Annotated in this window: 25 protein-coding genes; 21 read left to right on the top strand and 4 right to left on the bottom strand. The window is 71.9% G+C overall.

Annotation, left to right across the window (positions count from 1 at the left end; all coding sequences use genetic code 11):
• Nucleotides 1-43: 43 nt before the first annotated feature.
• Together AQJ27_RS56245 and AQJ27_RS01605 are read left to right on the top strand one after the other, a co-directional pair.
• Nucleotides 44-448, top strand: coding sequence for a hypothetical protein (locus AQJ27_RS56245; RefSeq protein WP_067360435.1), 405 nt, complete (start codon nt 44-46; stop codon nt 446-448).
• Between the two features lie 232 nt (nt 449-680).
• Nucleotides 681-1016 (top strand): hypothetical protein, encoded by a 336-nt coding sequence (locus AQJ27_RS01605; protein ID WP_201264235.1) that lies wholly within the window; start codon nt 681-683, stop codon nt 1014-1016.
• A gap of 66 nt (nt 1017-1082) precedes the next feature.
• Here AQJ27_RS01605 and AQJ27_RS01600 read toward each other — a convergent pair whose 3' ends face one another.
• Complete coding sequence (locus AQJ27_RS01600) at nt 1083-1541, bottom strand: ATP-binding protein (RefSeq protein ID WP_067360432.1); 459 nt, start codon at nt 1539-1541, stop codon at nt 1083-1085.
• A gap of 402 nt (nt 1542-1943) precedes the next feature.
• On the opposite strand from AQJ27_RS01600, the gene AQJ27_RS60475 reads away from it, so the two are divergent.
• From AQJ27_RS60475 to AQJ27_RS01585, 3 genes are all read left to right on the top strand, one after another.
• A complete protein-coding gene (locus AQJ27_RS60475; RefSeq protein ID WP_079064727.1) occupies nt 1944-2864 on the top strand; it encodes a lamin tail domain-containing protein in 921 nt (306 codons plus the stop codon).
• Between the two features lie 135 nt (nt 2865-2999).
• Entirely contained in the window at nt 3000-3593 is a 594-nt protein-coding gene (locus tag AQJ27_RS01590; protein WP_067360426.1) for a helix-turn-helix domain-containing protein, read from the top strand.
• A 92-nt stretch (nt 3594-3685) separates the two neighbouring features.
• Nucleotides 3686-4582, top strand: coding sequence for a class I SAM-dependent methyltransferase (locus AQJ27_RS01585; RefSeq protein WP_067360423.1), 897 nt, complete (start codon nt 3686-3688; stop codon nt 4580-4582).
• Between the two features lie 2 nt (nt 4583-4584).
• Here AQJ27_RS01585 and AQJ27_RS01580 read toward each other — a convergent pair whose 3' ends face one another.
• The 3 genes from AQJ27_RS01580 to AQJ27_RS01570 form a co-directional block, all read right to left on the bottom strand.
• Nucleotides 4585-4989 (bottom strand): hypothetical protein, encoded by a 405-nt coding sequence (locus AQJ27_RS01580; RefSeq protein WP_067360420.1) that lies wholly within the window; start codon nt 4987-4989, stop codon nt 4585-4587.
• A 71-nt stretch (nt 4990-5060) separates the two neighbouring features.
• Entirely contained in the window at nt 5061-5459 is a 399-nt protein-coding gene (locus AQJ27_RS51625; protein WP_079064726.1) for a hypothetical protein, read from the bottom strand.
• Nucleotides 5460-5632: 173 nt separating this feature from the next.
• A complete protein-coding gene (locus AQJ27_RS01570) occupies nt 5633-6523 on the bottom strand; it encodes an LLM class F420-dependent oxidoreductase (protein ID WP_067362617.1) in 891 nt (296 codons plus the stop codon).
• Nucleotides 6524-6647: 124 nt separating this feature from the next.
• On the opposite strand from AQJ27_RS01570, the gene AQJ27_RS01565 reads away from it, so the two are divergent.
• The 16 genes from AQJ27_RS01565 (at nt 6648) to hypE (ending at nt 23634) form a co-directional block, all read left to right on the top strand.
• Complete coding sequence (locus AQJ27_RS01565) at nt 6648-8279, top strand: glycoside hydrolase family 43 protein (RefSeq protein ID WP_067360417.1); 1632 nt, start codon at nt 6648-6650, stop codon at nt 8277-8279.
• Between the two features lie 160 nt (nt 8280-8439).
• Nucleotides 8440-10257, top strand: a complete 1818-nt coding sequence (locus AQJ27_RS01560) for an enoyl-CoA hydratase-related protein (protein ID WP_067360415.1) — start codon at nt 8440-8442, stop codon at nt 10255-10257.
• 49 nt (nt 10258-10306) lie between these two features.
• The gene (locus tag AQJ27_RS01555) at nt 10307-11395 is read left to right on the top strand and encodes an NADH-quinone oxidoreductase subunit B family protein (protein WP_067360412.1); all 1089 of its coding nucleotides are present in this window, start codon (nt 10307-10309) and stop codon (nt 11393-11395) included.
• Between the two features lie 85 nt (nt 11396-11480).
• A complete protein-coding gene (locus AQJ27_RS01550; RefSeq protein ID WP_067360409.1) occupies nt 11481-13265 on the top strand; it encodes a nickel-dependent hydrogenase large subunit in 1785 nt (594 codons plus the stop codon).
• Entirely contained in the window at nt 13262-13873 is a 612-nt protein-coding gene (locus AQJ27_RS01545) for a hypothetical protein (RefSeq protein ID WP_067360407.1), read from the top strand. Before AQJ27_RS01550 ends, AQJ27_RS01545 begins: the two co-directional genes overlap by 4 nt.
• The gene (locus tag AQJ27_RS01540) at nt 13870-14526 is read left to right on the top strand and encodes a DUF5947 family protein (protein WP_067360404.1); all 657 of its coding nucleotides are present in this window, start codon (nt 13870-13872) and stop codon (nt 14524-14526) included. Before AQJ27_RS01545 ends, AQJ27_RS01540 begins: the two co-directional genes overlap by 4 nt.
• Entirely contained in the window at nt 14523-15239 is a 717-nt protein-coding gene (locus AQJ27_RS01535) for a DUF6084 family protein (protein WP_067360401.1), read from the top strand. The genes AQJ27_RS01540 and AQJ27_RS01535 overlap by 4 nt, the downstream gene beginning before the upstream one ends.
• Nucleotides 15236-16684, top strand: coding sequence for a hypothetical protein (locus tag AQJ27_RS01530; protein ID WP_067360398.1), 1449 nt, complete (start codon nt 15236-15238; stop codon nt 16682-16684). The genes AQJ27_RS01535 and AQJ27_RS01530 overlap by 4 nt, the downstream gene beginning before the upstream one ends.
• Nucleotides 16681-17241 carry a hydrogenase maturation protease gene (locus AQJ27_RS01525; protein WP_096239665.1) on the top strand — a complete coding sequence of 187 codons (561 nt, stop codon included), beginning with the start codon at nt 16681-16683 and terminating at the stop codon, nt 17239-17241. The genes AQJ27_RS01530 and AQJ27_RS01525 overlap by 4 nt, the downstream gene beginning before the upstream one ends.
• An 11-nt stretch (nt 17242-17252) precedes the next feature.
• Nucleotides 17253-17357 (top strand): DUF6893 family small protein, encoded by a 105-nt coding sequence (locus AQJ27_RS60700; protein WP_373558897.1) that lies wholly within the window; start codon nt 17253-17255, stop codon nt 17355-17357.
• A gap of 156 nt (nt 17358-17513) precedes the next feature.
• Nucleotides 17514-17909 (top strand): hydrogenase maturation nickel metallochaperone HypA, encoded by a 396-nt coding sequence (gene hypA / locus AQJ27_RS01520; RefSeq protein ID WP_067360395.1) that lies wholly within the window; start codon nt 17514-17516, stop codon nt 17907-17909.
• A gap of 3 nt (nt 17910-17912) precedes the next feature.
• Entirely contained in the window at nt 17913-18683 is a 771-nt protein-coding gene (gene hypB / locus AQJ27_RS01515) for a hydrogenase nickel incorporation protein HypB (RefSeq protein WP_067360392.1), read from the top strand.
• Nucleotides 18680-21103 carry a carbamoyltransferase HypF gene (gene hypF / locus AQJ27_RS01510; RefSeq protein ID WP_067360390.1) on the top strand — a complete coding sequence of 808 codons (2424 nt, stop codon included), beginning with the start codon at nt 18680-18682 and terminating at the stop codon, nt 21101-21103. The genes hypB and hypF overlap by 4 nt, the downstream gene beginning before the upstream one ends.
• 20 nt (nt 21104-21123) lie before the next feature.
• The gene (locus tag AQJ27_RS01505; protein ID WP_054232499.1) at nt 21124-21432 is read left to right on the top strand and encodes a HypC/HybG/HupF family hydrogenase formation chaperone; all 309 of its coding nucleotides are present in this window, start codon (nt 21124-21126) and stop codon (nt 21430-21432) included.
• Nucleotides 21429-22553, top strand: coding sequence for a hydrogenase formation protein HypD (gene hypD / locus AQJ27_RS01500; RefSeq protein ID WP_067360387.1), 1125 nt, complete (start codon nt 21429-21431; stop codon nt 22551-22553). Before AQJ27_RS01505 ends, hypD begins: the two co-directional genes overlap by 4 nt.
• Nucleotides 22554-22644: 91 nt before the next feature.
• A complete protein-coding gene (hypE, locus tag AQJ27_RS01495; protein WP_235613445.1) occupies nt 22645-23634 on the top strand; it encodes a hydrogenase expression/formation protein HypE in 990 nt (329 codons plus the stop codon).
• The last annotated feature ends 66 nt before the right edge of the window (nt 23635-23700 follow it).

The following is a 23700-nucleotide window of genomic DNA, read 5'->3' as shown; positions in this document are numbered from 1 at the left end:
GCCGAAGGACACATCAGCCCCCGCACCTGAACGAGGTGGAGCAGTGAGCCTGGAGCAGCACCGAGCGTCCGGTCCCGTCGACGACACGGGTGACGAGGTGCCGGAGCCCTCCGACGAAGAGCGTGCCGCCTGGGCGCGGGTACGCTGCTCGGCCACGGGAATGCGCCACCACGAGGCGAGGTCCGCGCTGGCCACCGCCCGCAAGGCGGCTCGCGGCGGTTCGCCCACCGGCCGGGACGCGGTCGTCGCACGGGCGGAGGCCGAGGAGTGGGAGCGGGTCACCGGGACGCTCGCCGACCACGCGGGGCCCTACGACCCCGCCGACGACCCCTTCGTCCAGGGCGAGCAGGACGCTCGCGACAGCCGCGCCCTTCTCGCCCTGCACGCCCCTGCTTCCCCTCCCGCCCCCGATGCCCCTCGCGCAGAGACACTGCCGCACCAACGGTGAACGGGACCCTGAACCGGACCGGAAGCGGACCGGGATCGGGTCGGGACCGGGGGAGTGCCCCGGAGCAGCCCGGACCGCATTGTCAGTGCCCTCCGCAACAATGCTGAGCAGCGAGAACGTCACCGCTCCCGGCGGTACGCGATCGAACCCGTCCGTCGAAAGGCCGCCCGCACATGACGCCCGCTCTCCGACGCCGCGCCGTGCCGCGAGCCCTGAACGGAGACTGCTGACGATGCTCCGATCCCTCCCGCGCACGCCCGCTCCGCTCGGCCCCGGCGGTGCCGAGGTCCTGCGTCTGATCACCGTCCAGCGCGTTCCCGTCTGCCTCACCGTGCATGCCAACGGGCGGCGCCGGTACGGCTACTGGCAGCCCCTCAGTTCCGTTTCCGGCCGCGGTGGTTGTTACGTGGCCCTGCCCACGGACGAGTGCGACGCGCTGCACGCGGCGGGCCGGATCGAGCTGGGCGACCCGGTGGTGGATCCGGCGAAGACCACGTACCCGGTGCGTCCCGTCGGGCGAGGCGCACCCTCCGCGACCGGCACACCCCGCCAGGCCCTCACGGCGTGAACTCGTTGCGGCCGCGGCCGACCCCTGGACTGCGGCGGCGTCGTCCCAGCCCTGGTGATCCCGGTCCTAGCGCGGTGAGAGCGGTACGACGGCAGTGATGCGCTTGCCGCCGGCGCGGAGCTCCGCGATGGTGATGTCGCGGGCGAGGCGGCAGATGATCGGCCAGCCATGGCCTCCGATCCTCATGGATCCCGGCTCGTCGGGATGCTCTGCCGGTGTGGGCAGCTCCCGGCTGTGGTCGCTCACCGACAGGCGTACTTCCCGGTCGACCAGCAGCACCTCGAACTCGGTGACACCGCCGCCGTGCAGCATCGCGTTGGTGGTGAGTTCCGAGGCGACGAGCAGGGCGTCGCCGACGGCGACGGCATCGCTCGCGCCGTCGCGCCCGCCGGAGCGTCGTACGTCTTCTTCGAGCGCGTGCCTGACCGCCTCGCGCACCTCGGCCGGGCTGCCCGGTCCGGGTGAACGCAGCCGGCCGGGAACGGTCGTGGTGTCGGGGGAGTTCGTCCGGTGCTCCGCACACATGCCTCTCTCCTCTGCGTTCTACTACTACGCCTGACCTGGGAAGCTCAGCGCAAACCTGTCCGTTGGGGCAGGACGCCCCCTGGGGCCGTGATCCACTTTCGGGTGATGGCCGGGTCGGGCGTGGAGGGTCGGCGCCTCACGGGGACCCTTCCGAGGCGTGTGCCCGCAAGGGAAAGCCTTCTGACGAAGCGGCAAATCGTCGCATTCAGGACATAAATGGACGTTACATGCGAGTGTCACGGAAATATGGCTGATCGGTAACAGAGCTCATGTATCGCCCGAATCATCGAAGGGTGAGAGCAATGTGTGCGCGTCGGCCAGCAGGCCGCACACCCGCACACGCACCCCGGAACGGACCGCGTTGGACGGCCGCGGGATGCCAGCACCCAGTAGGAGGGCTTTGTGTCCGCTTCTGCGTTTGTGACCGTTCGCCGTCTCGCCGCCGCCACGTTGACGGTGGTGGCGGTGGCCGGCGCGGCGACGCTGCCGGCGTCCGCGGCCGACCGCACGGATCGCCAGGCCGCCGTGAGAATCGCCGACGTGCAGCACGGCTTCGTGGGCCACGGGGTCCGCTCCAACCGGTCGCTCAACAGCGAGTGGGTGGAGGTCACCAACGGCGCCCGCCGTGCGGTGAACCTGAGCGGCTGGACGCTGTCGGACCGTGACGGTCACACGTACACCTTCCACCACTACCGGCTGGACGGCCGCTCCGTCGTCCGTGTCCACACCGGCATGGGCCGCGACAACTCCCGTGACCTCTACCAGGACCGCCGCAGCTCCGTGTGGGGCGACCGCTCCGACACGGCCGCCCTGCGCGACGAGCACGGCCGCCTGGTCGACACCCTCTCCTGGGGCGCCCGTCACCCCGGGAACCGTGACGGCAGCTACAGGGGTGAGCGCGGAGTCGAGTACCGCGGCGGGCGTGCCGGTGAGCACCGGGGTGAGCGTGGTGGCGAGCACCGCGGCGAGCACGGTGGCCGTCGTGACGTCGGCGGCCGCCACGACGTCGGTGGGCGTCATGACGTCGGTGGCCGCCATGACGTCGGTGGGCGTCACGACGTGGGTGGGGGCCGCGACCTCGGTGGCCGCCACGACGTAGGTGGGGGCCGCGACCTCGGTGGGCGTCATGACGTTGGTGGGCGTCACGACGTGGGTGGGGGCCGCGACCTCGGTGGCCGCCACGACGTAGGTGGGGGCCGCGACCTCGGTGGCCGCCACGACGTAGGTGGAGGCCGCGACCTCGGTGGGCGTCACGACGTAGGTGGAGGCCGCGACCTCGGTGGGCGTCATGACCTCGGAGGGCGTCACGACGGCCGCCGTTGATCCTGTTCCGTCGCTGACCGTATAGCCGTACGGCGGCTCGACCCCGGCATGGTGGAGGACCCCGCCCTGGTGGCGGGGTCCTCCCACGCGTACGACGCCGACCGCACCTTGCCGCAAAGGCATACGAAATTGCCCATGGCGCAAGACGATGGTGGACTGGACAGCCTGGTACGCAAACGCATCCGCGCCCTGCGTGTGGCCCAGGGCTGGTCCCTGGAGGAGCTGGCCACCCGCGCCCGGGTCAGCCAGTCCACGCTCAGCCGCATCGAGAACGGCCGGCGCCGCCTGGCCCTGGACCAGCTCGTCACCCTCGCCCGCGCCCTGGACACCTCCCTCGACCAACTGGTCGAGACCGCCGCGGACGACGTCGTCTCCCACCCGATGATCGACGCGGCCCACGGGCTGATGCGCTGGCCCATCAAGGCGGAACCCGGCATGACCGTCGTGCGCCGGCACATGACCGAGCCGCCGCCCGACAACCCCTCGCGCATGCGCGCCCACCCGGGCCGCGAATGGCTCGTCGTTCTCTCCGGCACCGCGAGCCTGCTTCTGGGCGATCGGCGCTTGCGGATCGAGACCAACCAGGCGGCGGAGTTCCCCACGATGCTCCCGCACGCCATCGGCGCCGAGGGCGGACCGTGCGAGATCCTCGGCATCTTCGACCGCGACGCCCGCCGCGGTCACCAGCGTGGCGAGGACGTCGGGAAGACGAACCGCCCGTCATCGTGACGGTTTGCGTGTTCCGCAGCCCAGCAGGCCATCGTCTTGCTCATTCAGCAACCCGCCAGGGCACACGCGCAGGGCCCGCTTAGCGTGGGCGCATGAACCCCCCCTCCCCGCACACGGCGCCCCACGGCGCGCACCCTGTTCACGAGCACGAGCACGAGCACGAGCACGAGCACGAGCACAACGCAGGCGACCAGACGGAGATCCTGGACCTGGACGCGGAAGTGCTCGCCGAACACCTCGCGTCCATCACCGCCTGGCTGCCCATCGGGACCGGCCCCCGCCACATCGTGGATCTGGGCTGTGGGACCGGAGCCGGTACCCTCGCTCTGCTCGAGCGCTTTCCCGAGGCGGAGTTGACGGCCGTCGATCTCTCGTCCGCCCACCTGAACCGTCTGCGGGAGAAGGCAGCCGCAGCCGGAGCGGCCGACCGCGTGCGTATCGTGCGGGCCGACCTCGACACGACGGCGTGGCCCGAACTCGGCACGCCGGAGCTGGTCTGGGCGTCGGCCTCCATGCACCACATGCCCGACCCCGACCGCACCCTGCGCCAGGTCCACGACCTGCTGGCACCGGGCGGGCTGTTCGCCGTCGTCGAGCTGGCCGGTTTCCCCCGGTTCCTGCCCGAAGACGCCCCGCAGGACGCTCCAGGTCTGGAGGAACGCTGCCATGCCGCGCTCGACCACCATCACGCCGAGCAGGTCCCCCACCGCGGCGCCGACTGGGGAACCAAGCTGACAAAGGCCGGCTTCACCGTCGAAGGCGAACGCACCGTCGCCGTCGACATCGGCCCGCCCCGCACCGACGCGGCAGGCCGCTACGCACTCAGCGGTCTGCGCCGCATGCGCGGCGGCGTCGCGTCCGCCCTGACGACCGAGGACCTGGCCGCTCTCGACCGGTTGCTCGACACCGGCGGCCCGCACAGCATCCTGCGCCGTATCGACCTGAGTGTGCGCACCGAGCGCACGGTGTGGGCCGCACGCCGCACCTGACGTTACGACGTGCAGACGTTCTTCAGCTCGTCGGCCGCGTCATTGATCTTGCTGGAGTCGGGGTCGGTGTCGCCGTTCAGGATGGCTCTGTTGTAGTCGGCGACGGCCTTGTTGAGCTTGTCGACCGCCTTGTCGACCTTGCCGTCGTCCGTCTTGTCGTCGATCTTGTCGAGGTTCTTGTTGATGGTCTCGATGGACTTGTCGGTCCGGGTGGGATCCTTCGCCGCGTCCAGGCCGGCCTCGTTGATCGCCTTGAGGCTGTCGGCGATCGTGTCGGCGTTCTGCAGGCAGTCCAGTGAGTTGTCGACGCCGTCGCAGCCGGTGGCGAGCCCGGCGGTCAGGGCGACGGCGGCCAGGGTGGTGGCGAGGGTGGCGACGCGGCGTCCATGTCGGCGGTCGGCGGTCATGGGAGGGTCCCTTCAGAGGAATTCGGGCGTGACTGGGCGAGGGGGCAGCGGAAGCGGGGTGGGTCGGCCGGTCAGTACCAGGGCTGGTCGACCGCCTGGACCGGCTTCTTCCGGCGGCCGGCGACGAGGCCGCCGGCGGCGCCCAGCGAGACCAGACCCATGCCGACGGCGGCCATGATCCCCTTCACGCCGTCCATGGTGAGGTAGCAGACCGCGGCCACGGCGCCGTTGAACAGGAACAGGAACCACAGCACCGGCGGCGTCGACAGGAACGCCTTGATCTTCGGCTTCTTCGCGATGCGCGAGCCCGCCACGAGTGACACGGCGATACCGGCGTACGTGGCCACGTCCTTCTGCGTGCCGTCGAGGACGGCGCCGGAGGCGGAACTCGCGGCGAGGCCGCCCACGAAGAACGACCAGAGCAGCAGGTTGGCGACGAACGAGCGCACGGCGGCGAACAGTGACTTCACGGGATCTTCCTTCGGCAGGGGACCCGCAGGTCCGTTGCGATCTCTGCCGTCAACGATCCCGTCGCCCGCCCGCCGCCACGAGGGACCGGCCCCCCGGATCGATGGTGTAGCGCGTTACACCATGTGAGCCACCACGGAGGGGACCGGCGAGGACCTGGAAGCGCGGGGGAGAGTCAGAGCAGGATGCCCGCCAGCCGGCGCCACTCCTCGAGCGGGAGGGATTCGGGGGTCTGTCCGGTCACCACCTGGAGCGCCACATGGTCGGCGCCCGCCGCGTGGAAGGCCTCGACACGGGCGCGGATACGGTCCTCGTCGCCCCAGGCGAACATCGCGTCCACGAGGCGGTCGCTGCCGCCGTCCGCGAAGTCGGACTCGGCGAAGCCCAGCCGTAGAAAGCTGTTGGTGTAGTTCGGCAGCGACAGATAGAAGGCGAGGACGCCCCGGGCGAGCGTGCGGGCGCGGTCCGGGTCACTCTCCAGGACGACCTTGAACTCCGGTGCCAGCAGCGGGACTTCGCCCAGGATCTCGCGGGCCTGCGCGGTGTGCTCCGGCGTCACGAGGTAGGGGAGCGCCCCGGCGGCGCGGTCACGTGAGAGCTCCAGCATCTTCGGGCCGAGGGCGGCGAGCATCCGGCGTCCCGCGGGCACTCCCTTCGCGTCGAGCTCGTCCAGATACGCGACCATGCTCGCGTAGGGGCGACGGTACTGGTCCGCGATCTTGGCGTGGCTCACCCCGAGGCCGAGCACGAAGCGGCCGAGGTGGGCCGTCTCCAGCTCCGCGAAGCCCGCCGCGCTCGCGAAGGCGTCCTGCGTCCAGATGCTCTGGATGCTGGTCCCCACGATGAGCCGCTCGGTCGCCGCGAGGAGCGGCGCCGCGTTCTCCGCGGTGCCGCTGCCGCCCAACCAGGCCGCGCCGAAGCCGAGTTGCTCCAGCTCGGCGGCGGCCTCGGCCCGCTCGCCACGCCCCTGCGCATCCTCCGAGCGCAGGCCCCCGCTCCAGATGCCGTACCGCCCGACGGCCTCCTTGAGCGAGCGGACCTGGCTCTCGGTCGTGACGTCGTTCATCGATTCCGATCCCTTCGGTGTGTACGGGCTCCCGGCGGCGGAACCACCGTTGCCTGCGAACGTGTTCGACACTACGGTCCTCTTCGATCACCCGCTCGCGATCATCGCCCGTCGAAGGAGACGCATGCGGCAGCGGACCGCGCAGGTCGTCCGGAACCCGGTCCTGGCCGGCTCGCACCCGGATCCGTCCATCCTCCGCGTGGGAGCCGATTTCTACCTGGCGACCTCGACGTTCGAGTGGTGTCCGGGGGTACGGCTGCACCATTCCAGGGACCTCGTGCACTGGCGGCCCCTGGGCGGCGCCCTGGACAGCACCCGCCTGCTGGACCTGACCGGGTGTCCCGACTCCGGCGGGGTGTGGGCGCCGAACCTGAGCCACGCGGACGGCTTGTTCCACCTCGTCCACAGCAATGTGTCGACGTACGCGGGCGGCTTCACCGACAGCCCCAACCACCTGGTCACCGCGGAGTCGATCGACGGGCCCTGGTCCGACCCGGTGCCCCTGCACGCGCGCGGTTTCGACGCCTCCCTCTTCCACGACGGCGCCGACAGCCGACTGGTGAACCTGGTCCACGACTGGCGTCCGGGCCACGGCGGCTCGGCCGGCCTGGAGGTGACCCGCTACGACCGGGCCACGCGTCGCCTGGTCGGCGAGCCCGAACCCGTCGTGCTGCCGCCCGGGGCCGGCTGGATCGAAGGCCCCAACCTCTACCGCCGCGGCCCCTGGTACTACCTGCTGACCGCGGACGGCGGCACGGGCTACGACCACCAGGTCACCGTCGCCCGCTCGCGCACCCTGACCGGCCCCTACGAACGCGACCCCGCGGGCCCCCTGATCACCGCCCGCCACCACCCGGACCTGCCCCTGCAGAAGGCCGGGCACGGCAGCCTGGTGGACACCCCCGGCGGCCTGTCGTACCTCGCCTACCTCGTCGCCCGGCCGCACACACGGCACGGACCGTGCGTCCTGGGCCGCGAGACCGCGCTGGCACCCGTCACCTGGACCCCGGACGGATGGCCGCGCACCCCCACCGGCCTGCCCTCCCTGGAGATACCGGCCCCCGATCCGCTCGCCGACGGCACAGACCCGCGCCCGGCCGACCACGACGACCTGGGAGACCCGGCGGATCCCGACGACTTCGACCGGCCGGTGCTGGGACCCCAGTGGTCCACACTGCGCCGGCCCCCGGCCCCCGACTGGCTGTCGCTGACCGACCGTGCCTCCCACCTGCGGCTGCGCGGCGGCCGCTCCCCGCAGAGCCTCATCGCCCCCAGCCTGGTGGCACGCCGGGTGACCGCCGCGCGCTGCGCGTTCGAGGCCACGATGGAGTACCGGCCGCGGACCTTCCAGCAACTGGCCGGGATCACCGCGTACTACAACACCCGCAACTGGTACTTCCTGCACGTCACCGCGGACGACGAGGGGCGTGCGGTGCTGCGCGTGGCGGCATGCGACCGGGGCGCGCTCACCGTCGACGAAGCGGGCGGGGAACCCCTCGGCGACGCCACGCGGCTGCGCCTCGGTCTCGACCTCGACGGATCCGCCCTGCGCTTCCGCTACGACACGGGACCCGGCTGGCGTCCCCTCGGCCCGGCACTCGACGCGACCGTGCTCTGCGACGAACACGCCGAGGAGATGGAGGGCGACCGGATCCGCGCCCTCGGGTTCACCGGCGCGTTCGTCGGCCTCTGGGCCTGGGACCTGACCGGGGGCGGTCTGCCCGCCGACTTCGACGAGGCGGCGTACCGCATTTAGGGCCTGTCGTCCGGATCAGGACCGGGCCGCCGGGTGGCGGGTAGGCGTCCGCTTTCGGGTGACCCCTCAGCCTGTCGTCGGGGCGCGGCGGTTCGGCGTGTCCGAGCATCGCAGTCGACCGGGGCGTCGCCGCCCGCACCGTCCGCCGCCGGAGCTCGCCGTGCACATCCTGCTCGTGGCCAGCGCCTTCAACAGCCTCACCCAGCGCGTCCACGTCGAACTGCGCGACCACGGGCACACGGTCGCGGTGGAACTCGCGCTGCCCGAGCGCCCGTTGGCCGAGGCCGTCCGACGGCACGCGCCGGACCTCGTGCTCGCGCCGATGCTGAAGACGGCGATCCCCCGCGAGGTGTGGGCCGCGTACCCGTGCTTCATCGTCCACCCGGGGCCCTTCGGGGACCGGGGGCCGTCCTCGCTGGACTGGGCGATCCAGCGGGGCGCCGACCGATGGGGGGTGACGGTCCTTCAGGCGGTCGAGGACATGGACGCCGGGGACGTCTGGGCGTCCGTCGACTGCGTGGTCCCGCCGGTGGGCAAGAGCGACCTGTACCGGGGCGAGATGGCCGACGCCGCGCTCACGGCCGTCCTGCTCGCCGTGGAACGCTTCGCCTCCGGGACCCACACCCCGCGCCCACAGGGCCCGGCCCACGCCGAATACACCCCGGTGCGCATCCGCCCGTACCTCGACCAGAGCGTCCGGCGGATCGACTGGGACGCCGACTCCACGGAGACCGTCCTGCGCAAGCTGCGCGCGGCGGACTCGCAGCCCGGCGTGCTGGACGTGGTGTGCGGCGCGGAGTGGTACCTGCACGGCGGACACCCCGAGGGCGGCCTGCGCGGCGCCCCGGGGGAGTTGCTGGCCACCCGGGCCGGCGCGATCTGCCGGGCCACGACGGACGGCGCCGTGTGGATCCCCGAGCTGCGGCGCAGGCGCGCTCCGGGACAGCCGCCCACGTACAAACTGCCCGCCGCGCAGGCACTCGGCGACCGGCTGCCGTCCCTGCCGGAGCTCGCCGCACCGGACTGCGCGGACCCGCGCCGGCGCACCTGGACGGACATCGCGTACCGCGAGGAGGGGAGCGTCGGAGTCCTCTCGTTCTCGTTCCCCGGCGGCGCGATGAGCACCACGCAGTGCCGACGCCTTCTCGACGCCTACCGACAGGCGTGCGCGCGGCCCACCTCGGTGCTGGTGCTGGGCGGGCAGCGGGACTTCTTCTCCAACGGAATCCACCTCAACGTCATCGACGCCGCCCAGGATCCCGCCGCCGAGTCCTGGGCCAACATCAACGCCGTCGACGACCTAGTCGAGGCGGTCCTGACCACCACGGACCGCCTCGTGGTCGCCGCGGTCGCGGGCAACGCCGCGGCGGGCGGGATGATGCTCGCCCTCGCCGCCGACGAGGTCTGGTGCCGCGCCGGCGCCGTACTCAACCCGCACTACCGGCTCATGGGCCTGTACGGCTCGGAGTACTGGACGTACACCCTGCCGCGCCGCGTGGGTGCGGCGACGGCCGACCGGCTGCTGGGCGAGGCCCTGCCGATGAGCGCGGCGAGCGCCCACGACCTCGGGCTCGTCGACCGGGTGGTCGACTGCGGCCCCGGGGACTTCGCCGCGGAGGTCGGCCGCCTCGCGGCCCGGCTGGCGGCGCTGCCGGGATCACCGTCCCGGATCGCCGCGAAGAAGGCCGAACTGGAACGCCAGGAGTGCGGCGAGCCCCTGGCCGCCTTCCGGGAGCGGGAGCTGACCAGGATGCGCCGCACCTTCGACGACCCGGACGCCCCCTACCACGCACTGCGCCGCGCGTTCGTTCACAAGCGACGACCGCAGTCCACCCCGCCGCACCTCGACCTCGCGGCGACCACGGCCACGAGGGCGGCGGCGGGAGCGGGAGCGGACCGGTCCACGAGGGCGCGTGTCACTGGAACGGCCCTGGATGACCTCTCGCGTCGGCCGGATGGCTGGTACGAAGAGAGCTGATGGTCGAAATATAGGCTTTTGTCCCTCACCTCCCCGAGGAGGCGGTCCCATGACAGCGGCGACACCCAGTACGGCCGGCGCGACGAACGCCGGTGGTGCGCCCGCCGACGAGACGCCCACGATCCACATTCTCTGGATCAACGCCGGGCTGAGCTGCGACGGCGACTCCGTCGCGCTGACGGCGGCCATGCAGCCGAGCATCGAACAGATCGCGCTCAGCGCTCTGCCGGGGCTGCCCAAGATCGCCGTCCACTGGCCCCTCATCGACTTCGAATGCGGTCCGGTCGGCGGCGCGGACACGTTCATCGAGTGGTTCTTCAAGGGGGAGCGGGGCGAGATCGATCCGTTCGTGCTGGTCGTCGAGGGGTCCATCCCCAACGAGTCGATCAAGCCCGAGGGCTACTGGTGCGGCTTCGGCGACAACCCCGAGACCGGCCAGCCGATCACGACCAGTGAGTGGATCGACCGGCTCGCGCCCAAGGCGCTCGCCGTCGTCGCCATCGGCACCTGTGCCACGTACGGCGGCATCCACGCCATGGCGGGCAACCCGACCGGCGCGATGGGCGTGCCCGACTACCTCGGCTGGGACTGGAAGTCGCACGCGGGCATTCCCATCGTGTGCGTCCCCGGCTGCCCCATCCAGCCCGACAACTTCGCCGAGACGCTGACGTACCTGCTCTACCAGGCGGCCGGCTCGGCCCCGATGATCCCGCTCGACGACAAGCTGCGCCCGTCCTGGCTGTTCGGCGCCACCGTGCACGAGGGCTGCGACCGCGCGGGCTACTACGAGCAGGGCGAGTTCGCGACGACCTACGACTCGCCCAAGTGCCTGGTGAAGCTGGGCTGTTGGGGACCGGTCGTCAAGTGCAACGTGCCCAAGCGGGGCTGGATGAACGGCATCGGCGGCTGTCCGAACGTCGGCGGCATCTGCATCGCCTGCACCATGCCCGGGTTCCCCGACAAGTTCATGCCGTTCATGGACGAACCGCCGGGCGCGAAGTTGTCCTCCAAGGCCAGCGGCGCCTACGGCGCGGTGGTCCGCAGACTCAGGTCGCTCACGATCAACACCGTGGACAAGGAGCCGAAGTGGCGCCACACGGGAGACAAGATCACCACCGGATACCGGCCGCCGTGGTGAACCCCCGCCCCACCTGAGACGCAGCTCCACCACCCCGTCCACACCCTCCCGGACCACCCGCGCGAAGAAGGGCACGACACACACGATGGCACCGAAGACGAAGGCGGCCGGCGACGGTAGCGGCCTGATGGAGATGGCCTGGGACCCGATCACGAGGATCGTGGGCAGCCTGGGCATCCACACGAAGATCGACTTCAAGCAGAAGCGGGTCGCGGAGTGCTACAGCACCTCGTCCGTCTTCCGCGGCTACAGCGTCTTCATGCGCGGCAAGGACCCCCGCGACGCGCACTTCATCACCAGCCGCATCTGCGGGATCTGCGGGGACAACCACGCCACCTGCTCGGTGTACGCGCAGAACATGGCGTACGGCGTGAAGCCCCCGCACCTCGGTGAGTGGATCATCAACCTCGGCGAGTCCGCCGAGTACATGTTCGACCACAACATCTTCCAGGAGAACCTGGTCGGGGTCGACTACTGCGAGAAGATGGTCAAGGAGACCAACCCGGGCGTCCTCGAACTCGCCGAGCGCACCGAGGCGCCGCACGCCGCCGAGCACGGCTACCGCACGATCGCCGACATCATGCGGTCCCTCAACCCCCTCGAAGGCGAGTTCTACCGCGAGGCGCTCCAGGTGAGCCGCTACACCCGGGAGATGTTCTGCCTCATGGAGGGCCGCCATGTGCACCCCTCCACGCTCTACCCGGGCGGCGTCGGCACCATCGCCTCGGTCCAGCTCTTCACGGACTACCTCAGCCGTCTGATGCGCTACGTGGAGTTCATGAAGCGGGTCGTCCCCCTCCACGACGACCTGTTCGACTTCTTCTACGAGGCGCTGCCCGGGTACGAGGAAGTGGGACGCCGACGGGTGCTGCTCGGCTGCTGGGGTGCGCTCAACGACCCCGAGTACTGCGACTTCACCTACGCCAACATGACGGACTGGGGCCGGCGGATGTTCGTCACCCCCGGCGTGATCGTCGACGGCAAGCTCGTCACCAACGACCTCACCAAGATCAACCTCGGTATCCGCATCCTGCTGGGCAGTTCGTACTACGAGGACTGGGAGGGCCAGGAGCAGTTCGTCACCCACGACCCGCTCGGCAATCCGGTCGACCCGCGCCACCCCTGGAACCAGCACACCATCCCCGCCCCGCAGAAGCGGAACTTCGACGACAAGTACAGCTGGGTCATGTCGCCCCGCTGGTTCGACGGCAAGGACCACCTCGCCCTCGACACCGGCGGCGGCCCCATCGCCCGCCTGTGGTCCACCGCGCTGTCCGGACTCGTCGACACGGGATATGTGAAGGCGACCGGCCACAGTGTGGTCATCAACCTGCCGCGCACCATGACCAAGCCCGAGACCACCTTCGAGTGGAAGATCCCGCGCTGGAGCAACGCGCTGGAACGCAACCGCGCGCGCACCTACTTCCAGGCCTACACCGCCGCCGTCGCCCTGCACTTCGCGGAGAAGGCGCTGGAGGAGGTCCGCGCCGGACGCACCCAGACCTGGGAGAAGTTCGAGGTGCCCGACGAGAGCATCGGCGTCGGCTTCACCGAGGCGGTCCGCGGTGTGCTCTCCCACCACATGGTGATCCGCGACGGCAAGATCGCCAACTACCACCCGTACCCGCCGACCCCGTGGAACGCCAGCACCCGGGACACCTACGGCACGCCCGGCCCGTACGAGGACGCCGTGCAGAACACGCCGATCTTCGAGGAGAACTCCCCGGAGAACTTCAAGGGCATCGACATCATGCGTGCCGTCCGCAGCTTCGACCCCTGTCTGCCGTGCGGCGTGCACATGTACGTCGGCGGCGGCAAGACCGTCCAGAAGATGCACATGCCCACCGGCCTGAGCGGACTGGGCGGATGAGCGCGGGCACGACCATCGACGCGACGAAGGCGGCACCGGCGGTCGACGCGGTGCGCACCGGGCAGCGGATCGAGGACGTACTCGACCGGCTCGCCACCACCGGTGACCCGGCCGCCCGCGCGGCGGCCGAGGAACTCGTCCAGGCCCTCATGGACTTCTACGGCGCGGGCCTGGCCCGGATGCTCCACCTGCTGTCCACGCCCGTGGGCCGCAGAACCCCCGGTGATCCGCTGGCGAGCCTGCTCGGCGACGAACTGGTCGCGAGCCTCCTCGTCCTGCACGACCTGCACCCCGAGGACCGGACGACCCGTATCACCCGGGCGCTCGACAGCGTCCGCGAGCACGAACTGGACGTCGTGGACTTCGACGAGGAGACGGGCACCCTACGGCTGCGGGCGCCCGGAGGCGGCGGATGCGGCTGCGCGGCGAGCGGTACGACGGCCCAGCAGGCGGCCGAGGACGCGCTGGCCTGCTTCGCGCCGGAGGTCACGGCGGTCGAGGTACAGGCCGCCGGCCGCTCGGGGGAGCCCACGCTGCTCCAGATCGGTACCGGCCCCGGAACCCGCGCCGGCACCACCGCAGGACCGGCCCCGGCGAAGGCCCCATGAACGCGCCCCCGGCTCCCCGGCCGGCCACGCGCGACTTCGGGCTGCGCAGGTTCCTGACGGGACGTGAACCGCGGCCGGAGCGATGCGGACTGTGCGCGGTGGCGGTGGACGAGGCACGCCACCGCCACCTGGTGGACATCGAGCACCGGGCCATCGTCTGCGCCTGTACGTCCTGCGCCCTGCTGATGGAACAGCCGGGCGCCGCGCGCGGCCGTTTCCGCGCCGTTCCGGACCGCTTTCTCACCGACCCGGACCACCACCTCGACGAGGGTGCCTGGGAGGCGCTGCAGATCCCGGTCGGCGTCGCCTTCTTCTTCCGCAACGCCGCGCTCGACCGGCTGGTGGCCCTCTATCCGAGCCCGGCCGGGGCCACCGAGAGCGAACTCGATCCGGCGACGTGGAGCGCCGTCCTCGGCGACAGCCGCCTCGCCGAACTGCTCGAACCCGATGTGGAGGCGCTGCTGCTGCGCCGCCACGAGGGCCGCTGCGAGTGCTATCTCGTGCCCGTCGACATCTGCTACGAACTGGTCGGCCGGATGCGCCTGTTGTGGCAGGGCTTCGACGGCGGCGCCGAGGCCCGCGCCGCGCTCGACACCTTCTTCGAACACGTCGGGCGACGCGCCCGCCCCGTACGCGAGGAGGGCCCGGCGTGACGGAGTTCGCCTTCACCTGCACCGGCGTGCGCGCGGACCGGTTCGCCGCCGGACCGACCCTGGTCTTCCGGCTGCGCATCACCGCGACCGGCGACGAACCGGTCCACGCCATGGCGCTGCGCTGCCAGATCCGAATCGAGCCCGCCAAGCGAGGCTACGAGACCGCGGAGGCCGAGGGGCTCGCCGACCTCTTCGGCGAGCGCTCGCGCTGGGGCAGCACCCTCCAGCCGGTGCAGTTCGCCCAGGTCTCCGTCATGGTCCCCGCCTTCACCGGGGAGACCGAGACGGACCTCGTCGTGCCGTGCACCTACGACATGGACATCGCCGCGACCCGCTACTTCGACGCGCTGACCAGCGGTGAGGTGCCGCTGCTGATGCTGTTCTCCGGCACGGCGTTCACCGGAGCGGGCGGCTTCCGCGTCGAACCCGTCCCGTGGGACCGGGAGGCGGTCTTCCGGATGCCGGTGGCCACCTGGCGGGAGATGGTCGAACAGCACTTCCCCGGCTGCGGCTGGATCCGGCTGCCCCGCGACACCATGGACGCCCTGCTCGCCTTCCGTTCCCGACGGGCCCTGCCCTCCTGGGAGGCGACCGTGCGGGCCCTGCTCGACGAGAGCGGCGGGGCGGCTCCCGCGCCACCCCGAAGATTCAGTCTCACCGGCATCACCAGCACCACCAGTACCACCAGTACCACCGGAAGGACCGCTCCGTGAGCGTGACCACGTTCGCCCCGGAGACCGAGGCACGCCTCGCCGTCGCCCGGCAGGTGGCCGACGCCGTCCTCTTCGAGGGCTATGTGCTCTACCCGTACCGTGCCTCCGCGGCCAAGAACCGGCTGCGCTGGCAGTTCGGCGTGCTCGTCCCGCCCGCCTGGGGCGCCGACTGCGAGGAGCACGAATTCCAGCACACCGAATGCCTGATGGAACCCAAGGCGGACGCCACCCTCGCGGTCGAGCTGCGCTTCCTGCGCGCCCGGCGCCGCACGGTCCAGCGGGCGCGCCCGGACGGCGCCTTCGAGACGGTTCCCGAACTCCGGCTCGGCGACCGGACGCTGGTCCCCTGGGACGAGGGAACGGAGGAGCGCGTCGAGGCGGTCGTGCCCGTCGACGAACTCCTGGGCGACGGAGTGCGGATCCCCTTCGACCGCCCCGCGGGTGAGGACACCGAGCCCGTCCTCGACGAGAACGGTCGCCTCGTCGGCCGGATGGTCCGCCGCTACGAGGAGACGAGCGGCGTACTCCGGCTGTCCGCGAGCGAACTCGACGGGCCCTACCGCGTGCTGCGGCTGACCGCGATCGTCGAGAACACCAGCACCTGGACACCCACGGACGGCACGGCGGCCGACCGGGACGCGGCCCTCCCGCGCTCCCTGGTCGCCACCCACCTCCTCATGGGGCTCGGCGCGGGGTCGTTCCTGTCGATGACGGATCCCCCCGAGTGGGCCAAGGGTGCGGTCGCGTCCTGCCGCAATCTGCACACCTGGCCGGTCCTTGCAGGCGAACCCGGGCGCGCGGACGTGGTGCTGTCCTCGCCGATCATCCTGGAGGACCACCCGGCGATCGCCCCGGAAAGCCCCGGGGCCCTGTACGACGCCACCGAGATCGACGAGATCCTCGCCCTGCGCACCGCCGCGCTCACCGACGAGGAGAAGCGCGAGGCCCGGGGCACCGACGACCGGGCTGCCGCCGTGATCGACCTGGCGGACACCATGCCGCCCGAGGTCCTGGAACGCCTGCACGGGGCGGTGCGCAGTCTGCGCGAGGTGACCGGAGCGGGCGCGACGACCGCGACGGCGTCGGCTCCGGTCGCGGACGGCTTCCCCGACGAGTTCGGCGTGCCGCGTCCCGACACCCCGTGGTGGGACCCGGCGAGCGACGCCGGCTTCGACCCGGGGCAGGACCGGATCGTCGTCGACGGCCGCTCGCTGGGCGCGGGAAGCAGGGTGCTGCTGCGGCCCGGGCTGCGCCGCACCGACGCACAGGACCTGTTCGTGGCGGGCCGTACGGCGAAGGTCGAGGCCGTGCTGCACGACGTGGACGGCGGAGTGCACCTGGCGGTGACGGTCGAGGACGATCCGGGCGCCGACATCCGCCGCGAACAGGGCCGCTTCCTCTACTTCCAGCCCGACGAGGTCGAACCGCTGGAGGACGAGGCATGAGCCTGCCCGTGGACCCACCCCGCCAGGAGAGCGGCAAGGTCCTCGTCGCCGGGATCGGGAACATCTTCCTCGGCGACGACGGCTTCGGCGTGGAAACCGTGCGCGCGCTCACCGGGCGGCAACTGCCCCCGCACGTCGAGGCCGTGGACATCGGCGTACGAGGCGTGCACCTCGCGTACCAGGTCCTCGACGGTTACGACACCCTGATCCTGGTGGACGCCACCGCGCGCGGCGAGCGCCCCGGCACCCTGTACGTCATCGAGCACGACAGCGCCGACGCGGGCGAGCCGCACGGCGTCGCGCTCGACGGCCACCGGATGACCCCCGACACGGTGCTCGCGCTGCTGGGGACCCTCTGCGCCACAACCGGCGGGCAGCCACCGCGCCGCACGCTGGTCGTGGGATGCGAACCCGCCTCCGTCGAGGAGGGCATCGGGCTCAGCCCGCCGGTGTCGGCCGCCGTGCCGGAGGCCGTCCGGCTGATCGAAGAGTTGCTGCGGGCCGACGAACCGGGAGAGTCCGCGCCGCGGGCCACGGTCGGCGAAGCCGCGAAGTGAGGAGAGAAGCCATGATCAAGACCCTCGTCGGCGGCGCGCTGGCCGCCGTTGTCACCGCCGTCCTCGTGCAGATCCTGCCCGACCTCAGACGCTACCTGCGGATCAGGAGCATGTGAGCCGGCGTCCTCCCGGTCGTACGCCCCTGCCGCGCGGCGCCGTTGCGGCGAACGGCGTACGCGGCCGGCCGACGACGGCGTGCCGGTCCGCCGCCCCCGGACGCCTCCCCTCTAATGAGGGGCGGCGGACGCCCTGCCCGAGACGGAGACCGGTCGATGCACGAGATGTCCCTCGCGATGGCGGTGATCGGCCAGGTGGAAGAGGCGGCGCAGCGGGCCGGTGACGTCACGGCCGTGCGCTCGGTACGGCTTCAGGTGGGCGAACTGGCCGGTGTCGTACCCGACGCCCTCTCCTTCTGCTTCGAACTGGCCTGCGCCGGAACCGTGCTGGAAGGCGCCGAACTGGTCACCGAAGCCGTGCCGGGCCGGGCCCGCTGCGCACCCTGCGCGCACGAATGGGCCGTCGGCATGCCGCCCGCGCTGACCTGCCCGCGGTGCGGCGGAGCCACCACGGAGCTACTGGCGGGCCGGGAACTCCAGATCCTCAGCGTGCAGTGGGAGGACGGCCCGACGCACGCCCACCCCCGCGAACCGATCTCCGAGGAGCGCTGAACCATGTGCCGTGTGGTCGATCTGCAGCAGGCCGTCCTGGCCAAGAACGACGAGACCGCGCACACCCTGCGCGCCGGCCTTGCGGCCCGTGGCACCACGGTCGTCAACCTGCTCTCCAGCCCCGGCAGCGGCAAGACCGCCCTGCTGGAGAGGGAACTGGGGCTCGCGCGCGAGCGGTCCGTGCCGGTCGCGGCGCTCACCGCCGACCTCGCCACCGAGAACGACGCGCAGCGGCTGGCCCGCTCGGGCGTCCCGGTCAAGCAGGTCCTCACGGACGGGCTGTGCCACCTGGAGGCCGGGATGCTCGGCCGCCACCTGGAGGGCTGGCTGCCCGACGACACCCGGCTGCTGTTCGTCGAGAACGTCGGCAACCTCGTCTGCCCGGCCTCCTACGACCTCGGGGAGACCCTGAGAGTGGTGCTCGCCTCCGTGACCGAGGGCGAGGACAAGCCGCTCAAGTACCCCACCGCCTTCGGCCTCGCCCACCTGGTGGTGGTCACCAAGACCGACATCGCCGAGGCCGTCGAGTTCGACGAGGCGGCGTTCCGCGCGAACGTCGAGCGGGTCAACCCCGGAGTGGACGTGCTGCTGACCTCGGCCCGCCGGGACCGGGGCGTCGGCGCCCTGCTCGACCGGGCGCTGGCGGCCGCGGACGGCGCCCCGCTCCATGAGCCCGTCATGGCACGCCGACCCGACGGAGCCTCACACACCCACCGACATCACGGCCACGAGCACCCGCACGGCACCGGCGCCATGGCGCACTCCCACTCGTGAGCGGTCCGCCCTCCCCGGCCGCCGTCGCCGACGGGACACCGCTGCGCCGACGGGTCACCGTACGGGGTGTCGTGCAGGGCGTCGGCTTCCGCCCGTACGTCTACACCCTCGCCACCGGCCTCGAACTGTCCGGCCATGTCACCAACACCCCCGAGGGCGTCATCGCGGAGGTCGAGGGCACCCCCTCGGCCGTCGCCCGCTTCTGCGACCGCATCGCCGTCCAGGCACCGCCGCTGGCCCGCGTGGACTCCGTGCACCACGACGACGTACCCGTCACCGGTGACGCCGCGTTCACCATCCTCGCCTCCCGCACGGGCGGACCGGCGGGCACCCTGATCCCGCCGGACACGGCCACCTGCGCCGACTGCCTGCGCGAACTCGCCGACCCCGCCGACCGGCGCCACCGCCACCCCTTCATCAACTGCACCCACTGCGGCCCCCGGTTCACCATCGTCACCGGCCTGCCCTACGACCGCTCCCACACCACCATGGCCGGCTTCCCGATGTGCTCCGACTGCGCCCGGGAGTACGCCGATCCGGCCGACCGCCGCTTCCACGCGCAACCCGTCGCCTGCCCGGCCTGCGGCCCGCGACTGCGGCTGCTCGTCCCCCGACCGGGCGTGAGCGGCCCTCCGGAGCCCGTCGCCGGAGCGGACCCGGTCGCCGAGGCCCGCCGGCTCCTGGCGGGCGGCGCGATCCTCGCGGTCAAGGGCCTCGGCGGCTACCACCTGGCCTGCGACGCCACGAACCCCGAAGCCGTCGCCCTGCTGCGCCGCCGCAAGGCCCGAGGGGACAAACCCTTCGCCGTCATGGCCCGAAGCCTCGACGACCTCTGGCACCTCGTACGGATCGGCGCCGTGGAGCGCAACCTGCTCGACGGCCCCACCCGGCCCATCGTGCTGCTGCGCCGCCGTAGGGAGGTACCCGTGGCGGGGGCACCACGGCCCGCCGACTCCGTCGCGCCAGGCAGCCCCGACCTCGGCGTCATGCTGCCGTACACCCCCCTGCACCACCTCCTGTTCGGACTGCCCGGCGACCCCGAGGGACCCCCGCTGCTCGTCATGACCAGCGGCAACGTGTCCGGTGAGCCGATCGTCACCGACGACGGGGAGGCGCTCGAGCGGCTGGCGCGGCTGGCCGACGGCTGGCTCACCCACGACCGGCCGATCCATGTGCCGTGCGACGACTCCGTGGTGCGCGTGTGCGACGGCGCGTTGTTGCCGCTGCGCCGTGCCCGCGGCTACGCGCCCCTGCCGCTGACCCTGCCGGTCCCGGTGCGCCCGGCCCTCGCCGTCGGCGGGGACCTCAAGAACGTGCTCTGCCTCGGCGAGGGCCACCGGGCCTGGCTGTCCGCCCACATCGGCGACATGGACGACCTCGCCACCCAGCACGCCTTCGAACACGCCGTGACCCAACTGGAGTCCATCACCCCCGTACGTCCCGAACTGCTCGTGGCGGACCGGCACCCCGCATACCGTTCGGCGCGCTGGGCCGACCGGAACGCGTCGGGCCGGCCCGTCGTACGCGTCCAGCACCACCATGCCCATGTCGCCGCCGCGATGGCCGAACACGGGCTGGACGGCAGTCGGCCGGTGATCGGGGTCGCCTTCGACGGCACGGGTTACGGCGACGACGGGGCGGTGTGGGGCGGGGAGATCCTGCTCGCCGACTACGACGGCTTCACCCGGTTCGGGCACCTCGCCTATGTGCCGCTGCCCGGCGGTGACGCGGCGGTGCGACGGCCGTACCGGATGGCGCTCGCGCATCTGCGCGCGGCGGGGATCGACTGGTCGGACGAGCTGGCCTGCGTGAGCGCCTGTCCGCCCGACGAACGGCGCGTGCTGGAGCGGCAGTTGGAGCGCGACCTGAACTGTGTCCCCACCTCCAGCATGGGCCGCCTCTTCGACGCGGTGTCCTCCCTCGCGGGCGTGTGTCACGCGGCCGGTTACGAGGCCCAGGCGGCGATGGAGTTGGAGGCCGCAGCGCTGGAGGCTCCCGCCGGGGACCCTGTCGCGTATGCGTTCGCCCTACGGCCGACAGGACCGATCGACCGTTCACGCGGCGGTGTGGAGGAGGGCCCCGTCCTCGCGGATCCCGCGCCTGTGCTCGCGGCGATCGTCGAGGACCTGCGCTCGGGTGCCGGACCGGCCGTCGTCGCGGCGCGCTTCCATCGGGCCGTCGCCGGTCTCGTGCACCGCGTCTGTGTGCTGGCGCGCGAACGGCACGCGGTGGAGACGGTGGCCCTGACCGGCGGGGTGTTCGCCAACTCGCTGCTGTCCTCCGCCAGCGCGGCGGCCCTGGGCGCGGACGGCTTCACGGTCCTGCGCCACCGTCTGGTCCCGCCGGGCGACGGCGGTCTGGCCCTCGGGCAGCTCGTGGTGGCCGCGCGCGCCGAGGACCGTACCCGAGCCAACGACTGACCAACAGCGAGGAGAGGCTCATGTGCCTGGCGGTACCCGGCAGAGTGCTGGACATCGAGGAACGGGACGGCACCCGGATGGCCAACGTCGACTTCGGCGGTGTGGTCAAGGAGGTGTGCCTGGAGTACCTGCCCGACCTCCAGGTCGGCGAGTACGCCATCGTGCACGTCGGATTCGCCCTGCAGCGCCTCGACGAGGAGTCGGCGAAGCAGACGCTCGAACTGTTCGCCACCCTCGGCCTGCTGCAGGAGGAGTTCGGCGACCCCTGGGAGATGGCCGCGGAGGCGGGCGAGGCCCTGCCTTCCGCGGGCGAGGAGGCGCGGAAGTGAAGTACATCGACGAGTTCCAGGACCCCGACCTGGCACGTCGGCTGCTCGACGACATCCACTCCACGGTGACCAGGCCATGGGCGCTGATGGAGGTCTGCGGCGGACAGACGCACACCATCATCCGCCATGGCATCGACCAACTTCTGCCGGAACAGGTCGAGTTGATCCACGGGCCGGGGTGTCCCGTGTGTGTGACCCCGTTGGAGGTCATCGACAAGGCGCTGGAGATCGCCTCCCGGCCCGGGGTGATCTTCTGTTCCTTCGGCGACATGCTCCGGGTGCCCGGCACGGGACGGGACCTGTTCCAGGTGCGGAGCGCGGGCGGCGACGTACGGGTCGTGTACTCGCCGCTCGACGCTCTGCGGATCGCCCAGCAGAACCCCGACCGCGAGGTCGTCTTCTTCGGCATCGGCTTCGAGACGACCGCGCCGCCCAACGCGATGACGGTGTATCAGGCCCGCAGGCTCGGCATCCCGAACTTCAGCCTGCTGGTGTCCCACGTCCGCGTACCGCCCGCCATCGAGGCGATCATGCAGTCACCGACCTGCCGCGTCCAGGGCTTCCTGGCGGCCGGGCACGTGTGCAGCGTGATGGGGGTGGGGGAGTACCCGGAACTGGCGGAGCGCTTCCGGGTCCCGATCGTCGTGACCGGATTCGAACCCCTGGACATCCTCGAAGGCGTACGCCGGACCGTGGCGCAGCTGGAGCGCGGCGAACACACCGTCGACAACGCCTACCCCCGTGCCGTCCGCCCGGAAGGGAATCCGGCCGCGCGGGCCATGCTGGAGGATGTCTTCGAGGTCACCGACCGGGCCTGGCGCGGCATCGGGGTGATCCCCGACAGCGGCTGGCGACTGTCCCCGAAGTACCGGGAGTACGACGCCGAGCACCGTTTCTCGGTCGAGGGCATCCAGACCCGCGAACCGGCCGCCTGCCGCAGCGGCGAGGTCCTGCAGGGCCTGCTCAAGCCGCACGAGTGCGAGGCGTTCGGCACGCTCTGCACCCCCCGCACCCCGCTCGGCGCCACCATGGTCTCCAGCGAGGGCGCCTGCGCCGCGTACTACCTCTACCGGCGCCTGGACCTCACCCCCGCGCCCCGGGAGGCGACCCCCGTTGTCTGAGACCACCGGCACCACCGAACTCCGTACGCCCGTACTCGACCCCGCCGCCTGGACCTGCCCGGCCCCGCTGCGTGACCAGCCGCGGATCGTCATGGGCCACGGGGGAGGCGGAGCCCTGTCCGCCGAACTCGTCCAGCACGTCTTCGCGCCCGCGTTCGGCGGTGATGTGCTCGCCCAGCTGGGCGACGCCGCGGCACTGTCGCTGGGCGGTGTCCGGATGGCCTTCTCCACCGACTCCTTCGTGGTGCGGCCACTGTTCTTCCCCGGCGGCAGCATCGGTGACCTCGCCGTCAACGGCACCGTCAACGACCTCGCCATGAGCGGCGCCCGGGCCGCCTACCTCTCCTGCGGCTTCATCCTGGAGGAGGGCGTCGAGATGGAGACCGTCGCCCGCGTGGCCGAGGCGTTCGGCGCGGCGGCGCGGACCGCGGGCGTCGAGGTCGCGACCGGCGACACCAAGGTGGTGGAGGCCGGGCACGGCGACGGGATCTTCATCAACACGGCCGGGATCGGGCTCATCCCGGCGGGCGTCGACCTGCGCCCGCAGCGGGTCGTGCCCGGCGATGTCGTGCTGGTCAGCGGTGCGATCGGCGTGCACGGCGTGGCGATCATGAGCGTGCGTGAGGGCCTGGAGTTCGGGGTGGAGATCGAGAGCGACTGTGCGGCGCTCGGCGGTCTGGTCGACGCCATGCTCGCCGTCACCCCGGATCTGCATGTGCTGCGCGATCCCACCCGGGGCGGCCTGGCCGCCGCCCTCAACGAGATCGCGGCGGCCTCGGGCACCGGCGTCGTCATCCGGGAGCGTGACGTCCCGGTCCCGCCGGCCGTCGCCAACGCCTGCGCCGTGCTGGGCCTCGACCCGATGTACGTGGCCAACGAGGGCAAGCTGGTGGCGTTCGTGCCCCGCGAGCACGCCGACGCCGTCCTGGACGCCATGCGGGCGCACCCGCTGGGCACGGAGTCCACGATCATCGGCGAGGTCGTGGACGCCCATCCGGGAATGGTGGTGGCCCGCACCGGGCTGGGCGGCACCCGGGTGGTCGACCTGCCGATCGGGGAACAGCTGCCGAGGATCTGCTGAGGCATGGCGGGACGGCGGCGCGGGCGTCAGGTGGTGAACCCCACGTGGACGACCGCGCGCCCGTCG

It is taken from the genome of Streptomyces olivochromogenes, assembly GCF_001514115.1.
In the GTDB taxonomy this organism is placed as follows: domain Bacteria; phylum Actinomycetota; class Actinomycetes; order Streptomycetales; family Streptomycetaceae; genus Streptomyces; species Streptomyces olivochromogenes.
Note: the sequence above shows the minus strand (reverse complement) of the source record. Positions and strands in the feature narration are given on the sequence as shown.

What these genes read in the sequence shown, in the direction of transcription:
- AQJ27_RS01605 (WP_201264235.1), top strand. Translation starts at nt 681, where the DNA reads ATGCTCCGATCCCTCCCGCGCACGCCCGCTCCGCTCGGCCCCGGCGGT.
- AQJ27_RS01600 (WP_067360432.1), bottom strand. Translation starts at nt 1,541, where the DNA reads ATGTGTGCGGAGCACCGGACGAACTCCCCCGACACCACGACCGTTCCC.
- AQJ27_RS01590 (WP_067360426.1), top strand. Translation starts at nt 3,000, where the DNA reads ATGGCGCAAGACGATGGTGGACTGGACAGCCTGGTACGCAAACGCATC.
- AQJ27_RS01585 (WP_067360423.1), top strand. Translation starts at nt 3,686, where the DNA reads ATGAACCCCCCCTCCCCGCACACGGCGCCCCACGGCGCGCACCCTGTT.
- AQJ27_RS01580 (WP_067360420.1), bottom strand. Translation starts at nt 4,989, where the DNA reads ATGACCGCCGACCGCCGACATGGACGCCGCGTCGCCACCCTCGCCACC.
- AQJ27_RS01570 (WP_067362617.1), bottom strand. Translation starts at nt 6,523, where the DNA reads ATGAACGACGTCACGACCGAGAGCCAGGTCCGCTCGCTCAAGGAGGCC.
- AQJ27_RS01565 (WP_067360417.1), top strand. Translation starts at nt 6,648, where the DNA reads ATGCGGCAGCGGACCGCGCAGGTCGTCCGGAACCCGGTCCTGGCCGGC.
- AQJ27_RS01555 (WP_067360412.1), top strand. Translation starts at nt 10,307, where the DNA reads ATGACAGCGGCGACACCCAGTACGGCCGGCGCGACGAACGCCGGTGGT.
- AQJ27_RS01550 (WP_067360409.1), top strand. Translation starts at nt 11,481, where the DNA reads ATGGCACCGAAGACGAAGGCGGCCGGCGACGGTAGCGGCCTGATGGAG.
- AQJ27_RS01545 (WP_067360407.1), top strand. Translation starts at nt 13,262, where the DNA reads ATGAGCGCGGGCACGACCATCGACGCGACGAAGGCGGCACCGGCGGTC.
- AQJ27_RS01540 (WP_067360404.1), top strand. Translation starts at nt 13,870, where the DNA reads ATGAACGCGCCCCCGGCTCCCCGGCCGGCCACGCGCGACTTCGGGCTG.
- AQJ27_RS01525 (WP_096239665.1), top strand. Translation starts at nt 16,681, where the DNA reads ATGAGCCTGCCCGTGGACCCACCCCGCCAGGAGAGCGGCAAGGTCCTC.
- AQJ27_RS60700 (WP_373558897.1), top strand. Translation starts at nt 17,253, where the DNA reads ATGATCAAGACCCTCGTCGGCGGCGCGCTGGCCGCCGTTGTCACCGCC.
- hypA (WP_067360395.1), top strand. Translation starts at nt 17,514, where the DNA reads ATGCACGAGATGTCCCTCGCGATGGCGGTGATCGGCCAGGTGGAAGAG.
- hypB (WP_067360392.1), top strand. Translation starts at nt 17,913, where the DNA reads ATGTGCCGTGTGGTCGATCTGCAGCAGGCCGTCCTGGCCAAGAACGAC.
- AQJ27_RS01505 (WP_054232499.1), top strand. Translation starts at nt 21,124, where the DNA reads ATGTGCCTGGCGGTACCCGGCAGAGTGCTGGACATCGAGGAACGGGAC.
- hypE (WP_235613445.1), top strand. Translation starts at nt 22,645, where the DNA reads ATGGGCCACGGGGGAGGCGGAGCCCTGTCCGCCGAACTCGTCCAGCAC.